This window comes from Streptoalloteichus tenebrarius (assembly GCF_024171885.1).
Classification (GTDB): domain Bacteria; phylum Actinomycetota; class Actinomycetes; order Mycobacteriales; family Pseudonocardiaceae; genus Streptoalloteichus; species Streptoalloteichus tenebrarius.
This window is the reverse complement of sequence record NZ_JAMTCP010000036.1, coordinates 1-6541: the sequence shown is the minus strand read 5'-3', so window position 1 is coordinate 6541 and position 6541 is coordinate 1. Positions and strand designations below refer to the sequence as shown.

Here is a 6541-nt window from a genome sequence, read left to right as displayed (position 1 = left end):
CGCTGGTTGGGGTCGTCGCGGCGGGGGGTGTGGTGGTGCATCACCCCAGGTCGTGACCATCGCCCCAGAAGGTGCGATGGTGTCCCGCCGGTGGTTGGGGTCGTCGTGCCGGGGGTGTGGTGGTGCATCACCCCCCGTTCATGACCGTCGCGCCGGAAGGTGCGACGGTGTCTCGCCGGGGTCAGTGCCATCGCGCCGGGGGGTGTGGTGGTGTCTCGCCCCCTGTTCACGACCATCGCACCAGAAAGTGCGATGGTGTCCCGCCGGTGGTCGCGCCACCGCACCAGAAGGTGCGGTGGTGTCTCGCCCCCGTTCACGACCGTCGCCCCTGAGGGTGTGGTGGTGCATCACCCCAGGTCGTGACCATCGCACCAGAAAGTGCGGTGGTGCATGCATCGCCCCAGGCCACGGCCATCGCACCAGAAGGCGCGTCTCTAGATCGGAGTCGGGTCGAGGCCTGCCGCTGGGCCGGTCCGGCACGGACCCCACGGACGAGCGACCGGCACGGGTGGCATGGGAACATCGGCTCACCCACGAGGTGGGGTGGCCTGGCCAGGTCGCCATGCTGCCCCCTCAGCTCAGCGCCCTCGTCGATGCCGCGACCAACCTGGTCGTCCGTCACGCCGGTCACGCGACCGCGCCAGGCGGCCGTCCTGGTCGGTGCCGTCTGGTAGACCAGCGGTGATGACACGAGCGGGGAAGACAGGGGGACGCGCGCGGCGAGGGGAGTGGCAGCCGGCCGAGCGGCTCCCGGTCGCCCGGGTCGTCGTCGACGTGCCGTTGGCCCACCTGGACCGCCCCTTCGACTACCTCGTGCCCGACCGGTTCGACGCCGACGCGGCGCCGGGCTGCCGGGTGCGGGTGCGGTTCGCCGGCAAGGTCCTGGACGGGTTCCTCCTGGAGCGCGTCGCGGAGTCCGCGCACCCTGGCCGGCTGGCGTTCCTGGAGCGCGTCGTCTCGCCGGAGCCGGTGCTGACGCCCCCGGTCGCCGCCCTGGCCAGGGCGGTCGCCGACCGCTACGCCGGCATGCTGGTCGACGTCCTGCGGCTGGCCGTCCCTCCCCGCCACGCGCGGGTCGAGGCCGAGCCGGCCAGGGAGCCGGTCCCGCCCCCCGCGCGGCCCGCCGCCGAGGGGTGGGACCGCTACCCGAGGGGCCGGGTCTTCCTCGACGCGGTGCACGCGGGCCGCCCGGCGCACGCCGTGTGGCAGGCCGCGCCGGGGGAGGACTGGCCGCGTCGGCTCGCCGAGGCCGCCGCCACGGTCGCCGCGTCGGGGCGCGGCGCGGTGGTCGTGGTTCCCGACCACCGCGATCTCGCGCGGGTCCACGCCGCGTGCGCGGAGCTGGCCGGCGCGGACGACGTGGTCGCGTTGTCCGCCGACCTCGGCCCGGCCGAGCGGTACCGGCGGTGGCTGGCGGTCCTGCGGGGGGCGGTCCGGATCGTCGTCGGGACCAGGGCGGCGGCGTTCGCCCCGGTCGCCGACCCCGGCCTGCTGGTCGTCTGGGACGACGGTGACGACCTGCACGCGGAGCCGCGCTCGCCCTACGCGCACGCCAGGGACGTGCTCGCGCAGCGGGCGCACCTCAGCGGGGCGGCGCTGCTCGTCGCGGGCTTCGCCAGGACGGCGGAGGCGCAGCTCATGGTCGACACCCGCTGGGCGCACGAGATCGTCGCCCCGAGGGACGTGGTGCGGGCCGCCGCGCCGAGGGTGACCGCGATCGGCGAGGACGACACCCAGCTCGCCAGGGACCCCGCCGCGCGCGCGGCCCGGCTGCCGTCGGTGGCGTTCGAGGCGGCGCGGGCGGGCCTGGCGGCGGGTGCTCCGGTGCTGGTCCAGGTGCCGCGACGGGGTTACGTGCCCGGTCTGGCCTGCGCCTCCTGCCGGGAGCCCGCCCGGTGCCGCCGGTGCGCGGGGCCGCTGGCGTTGCCCGGCCCGGCCGGGCGGCCCGGTGAGGCGGCGCGGCCGGCGGCCTGCCGCTGGTGCGGCGCCACCGAGGCGGCGTTCCGGTGCCCGTCCTGCGGCTCGCGCCGGCTGCGGGCCACGGCCGTGGGCGCGCGGCGCACCGCCGAGGAGCTGGGCAGGGCGTTCCCCGGGGTGGCGGTGCGGACCTCCGGCGCGGGCGAGGTGCTGGCCAGCGTGCCGGCGCGGCCCGCGCTGGTCGTCGCCACGCCCGGCGCGGAGCCGGTCGCCGAGGACGGCTACGGCGCGGCGTTGCTGCTGGACGGCCGCGTGTTGCTCGCCCGGCCCGACCTGCGGGCGGCCGAGGAGGCGCTGCGGCGGTGGCTGACGGCGTCCGCCCTGGTCCGGCCGGCGACGCGGGGTGGACGCGTCGTCGTGGTCGCGGAGTCCGGGCTGGCCCCCGTGCAGGCCCTCGTCCGCTGGGACCCGGCGTGGCACGCCGCCGCGGAGCTGGCGGGGCGGACCGAGCTGGGTTTTCCGCCGGCGGTGCGCATGGCCGCCGTCGACGGCTCTCCTGCCGCCGTGGCCGACCTGTTGGAGGGCGCTCACCTGCCGGAGTCCGCCGAGATCCTCGGGCCGGTGCCGCTGGGCGAGGTCGACGAGGAGGGCGTGGCGGAGCGCGAACGGGCGCTGGTCCGGGTGCCCCGCAGGGACGGCCGCGCGCTGGCCGCCGCGCTCGCCGAGGCGCAGGCGGTGCGCACCGCGCGCAAGGAGACCGAGACCGTGCGCGTGCGGCTCGACCCCCTCGAAGTGCTCTGACGACTCGTTTCCCATTCTTTGTCGAGCGGTCACGTGTGTGACCGCAAGGGATCAGACGAGTTCGTTCGCTTCGAGCATCCTCCCCGAGTGGCCAAGAAGAAGCGCGGGAAGGCGCGTGGGAAGAGTGGACAAGGAAAAGTGGTCTTGCTCTACCGCGACATGTGATTTTCCTTCATTCTGAAGGCTCAACGGTGTGCGTCGGGAAAGCGGAGGATCCTCGTGCTCGACGTTCAGGGGAACAGGAACTCCCAAGGAGGTTTTGGTCGCGACTCCCGCGCGTTGATGGGGCATTTCAGGTCCCGTTTGTGTAATTTGTTGGCGCTCTCCTGTCGAGCGGGCACACGTCGTTCCGTGTGCGCTGGTGGGGGCCAAGATTTTCGCGCTTCTTTGCTCGAAGCGCCACGGGGAGGCGCCGGACGTCGCCGACGCGGAGGCTTTCTGCTCTTGGACGGACTACGCCTGTGATCGCGATGGCCACGAGAAGTGGGTCGACGTGGACCCCGATCTGCTGGAAAGGTTGGGCCTCACCGTGGGATGAGTTGATGGGCGAGTTCCCCGTCGTCCTGGAGAGTGCGACCACCACTCATTTTGGTGTTGGTAAGAAGGCGTCGACGGAGGCTTGGGTTTTTGACGTCGCACGTCGGCGGATCACCAGCCGGCGCGGCGAACAGAGGACTCGTGCCCGTGACCGGAGCTGTGAAGCGCGGACCGGATGAGGAGTGGAGGGGAAGCGTCTCGGTCCGCTCCCGGTTCCTTCGGGCATCTGTCGCCACCGGCGGGCTGTCACGTCGTCGTGGTGGCTCGCCCGTTCTGTCCGTCGGGGTCAGTGGGCCGAGATCGCCAGACCCGGATGCGTGAGAAGGACAGTGACCGTCGGAAGCGGTGGTGGACGGGGGTCGGCGTGGCGCGGTGACACGACCGGCGGTCTCGCCGGTCCCGACTCACGGGGAGTCACGGCTGACGGGCCGCCGGGAACCGTGTGTTCTCTCACGGTCGCACTGGGTGGACGCCCGGGTTGTCCGCGGCGGACGGGTGCCGGCAGAGTGGCGGAACGTGGTCGTGCGTTCACCGGAGGTGCCGATGCTGCGGAAGTGGGTTCCCCTGCTCGCGGCCGTGCTCGTCGCGAGCGTCCCGGCCGTCGTGCCGGCGTTCGGCGACGCGCCCGCGCCGCCGCGCGGGTCGGCGGAGGCGGTCGGCTTCGGCGGGGCGGTGTCCAGTGTGGACGCCGACGCGACCGCCGCCGGGATCGAGGTCCTGCGGCACGGGGGCAACGCCGCCGACGCCGCGGTCGCGGTCGCCGCGGCGCTCGGCGTGACCGAGCCGTTCTCCAGCGGCTTCGGCGGCGGGGGCTTCCTCGTCTACTACGACGCCCGCACCGGACGAGTGTCCACTTTGGATGGTCGGGAGACGGCTCCGGCCGCGGCCGACGAGAACCTGTTCGTGGAGGACGGCCGGCCCGTGCCCTTCGAGGAGGCGGTCACCAGCGGCCTGTCGGTCGGCGTCCCCGGCACCCCGCTGACCTGGCAGACCGCCCTCGACCGGTTCGGCACCCGACGCCTGGCCGACGTGCTGCGCCCCGCGGAGCGCCTCGCCGAGCGCGGGTTCGTCGTCGACGACTACTTCCACACCCTGGTGCGGGAGAACGCCGCGCGGTTCGCCGCGTTCCCGGCCACCAGGGAGCTGTTCCTGCCGCACGGTCGGCCGCCCGAGGTGGGGAGCGTCCTGCGCAACCCGGACCTCGCGCGCACGTACCGGCTGCTCGGCGAGCACGGACCGGACGTCCTCTACCACGGCGAGATCGGGCGTGACGTGGTGCGCGCCGTGCGTCAGCCCCCGGTCGACCCCGCCGCCGGCCGGACCGTCCGGCCGGGCCGGATGACCGAGGACGACCTCCACGCGTACACCGTGCCGTTCCGGGCGCCGACCAGGGTGAGCTACCGGGGACTGGACGTCTACGGCATGGCGCCGCCCTCCTCGGGAGGGACGACCGTGGGCGAGGCGCTGAACATCCTGGAGCGCACCGACCTCACCGGCCTGTCGCGGAACGAGTACCTGCACCGGTTCCTGGAGGCCAGCAAACTGGCCTTCGCCGACCGCAACCGGTGGGTGGGCGACCCCGACCAGGTCGACGTGCCCACGCGCGAGCTGCTCAGCCAGCGATTCGCCGACAGCCGCTCCTGCCTCGTCCGGGCCGACCAGGTGCTGCCGGCGCCCGCCGCGCCCGCCGACCCGCGTGACCCCACGCCCTGCGGGACCAGCGGCGCGCCCGTGGCCAAGCCCGACGAGGGGCAGAGCACCACGCACCTGACGGTCGCCGACCGCTGGGGCAATGTCGCCGCCTACACCCTGACCATCGAGCAGACCGGCGGCAGCGGCATCGTCGTGCCGGGGCGCGGCTTCCTGCTGAACAACGAGCTGACCGACTTCGACTTCACACCACTGACGCCGGGCGTGCCCGACCCCAACCTGCCGGGGCCGGGCAAGCGGCCCCGCAGCTCGATGAGCCCGACGATCGTGCTCGCCCAGGGCCGGCCCGTGCTCGCCGTCGGCAGCCCGGGCGGCGCGACGATCATCACCACCGTGCTCCAGGTCCTCACCGGCCGGCTCGACCGGGGGCTGTCGCTGGTCGACGCCATCGCCGAGCCGAGGGCCAGCCAGCGCAACACCGAGGTCACCGAGGCCGAGCCGGCCTTCGGCGGCCAGGGGGAGCGGACCGCGTTGGAGGGCTGGGGCCACCGGTTCAAGCCCAGGGCGAGCATCGGCCTGGCCACCGGGGTCGAGCGCCTGCCGGACGGCCGGTGGGTCGCGGCGGCCGAACGCGTGCGCGGCGGTGGCGGCGCCGCGGCGGTCGTGCGTCCGGCGCGACCAGGGGAGTGAACCCGCCCGGGCCGAGCGGGCAACCGCCCGGCCCGGGCGCCCCGCGCCCCCATGCCGCTGCGTCTCCTCGTCGACGAGGGGCCGCACAGCGGGCGACCACATCAGTGGTTACCAGTGGCGTCGATGGCTGTTGGCGGCGTGATGTGGTCCGGATGTGATCTCCACCGGTCCTGGGTGGCGGATGGGCCTGCTTGACCAGCCGCTGCTGGAGGGCCGGTACGACGAGCGGGTGGGTGCTGAACAAGCCCGCTGGGACGTCTTGGGCGAGAGGTGCTTGAGGGAGTGTCGCGGGCTGCTGGAGGACGATGACAGCGCGCTGGCGTTGTTCTGCGCGTTTCGACTCGTGCAGCAGGACCCCATGCGGGAAGGCGCGTGGGAGATCCTTAGAGGTGCTCCGCAGTGAACTGGGGGTGGAACCTGACCCGCGGTTGGGGCGGCTTCGTCGTGGCGTTCCGCCGTGAGCACGGCGACAGGTGACCCACGTCAGGGTTTGCTTCTCTTGGACCGAGCGGCCGCGCAGCTCGAACGAGGCGCGCCGAGAACGGCGCGCGCCTGGCTTTCCTCGCTGCACGCGGTCGCTTATGCCGCAGTACACGACCGTCCGTCCGCACTCGCCGCCATGCGACGAGCCGAGAAGCTGATCTCCGGCCGGCAGGAAGAACCCCGTTGGCCGTGGGTGTTCGCCTTCGACGTTCCGAAGCTTGCGCGGTATCAGAGCGTGGCCCTGGGCCAGCTCGGCGAACTCCGAGCGGCACGCGCCGCGTTCGACGTCGCGGCACCCGCCTTGCGAACACCCAAGCCCCGCGCCCTCGCACTGGTAGATCACGCGTTCACACTTGCCCTGAGCGGGCAAATCGGACAAGCCTGCGCCTTGGCGACCGAAGCCCTGGACATCGGACGGCGCTACGACTCAGAACGCGTCATCACGCGGGTCCGCGCGTTCCGC

At 73.6% G+C, this 6541-nt stretch carries 3 protein-coding genes; all 3 read left to right on the top strand.

Going from position 1 to position 6541, the window contains the following annotated elements:
- The first annotated feature begins 684 nt into the window (after positions 1-684).
- A complete protein-coding gene (locus LX15_RS24145) occupies positions 685-2718 on the top strand; it encodes a primosomal protein N' (RefSeq protein ID WP_253671937.1) in 2034 nt (677 codons plus the stop codon).
- A gap of 1080 nt (positions 2719-3798) precedes the next feature.
- On the top strand, positions 3799-5595 hold the full coding sequence (ggt, locus tag LX15_RS24140; protein WP_253671990.1) for a gamma-glutamyltransferase: 1797 nt from the start codon (positions 3799-3801) through the stop codon (positions 5593-5595).
- Between the two features lie 457 nt (positions 5596-6052).
- The coding region (locus LX15_RS24135) for an NsdA family TPR-like regulatory protein (RefSeq protein ID WP_504978515.1) at positions 6053-6541 on the top strand (489 nt) is incomplete at its 3' end.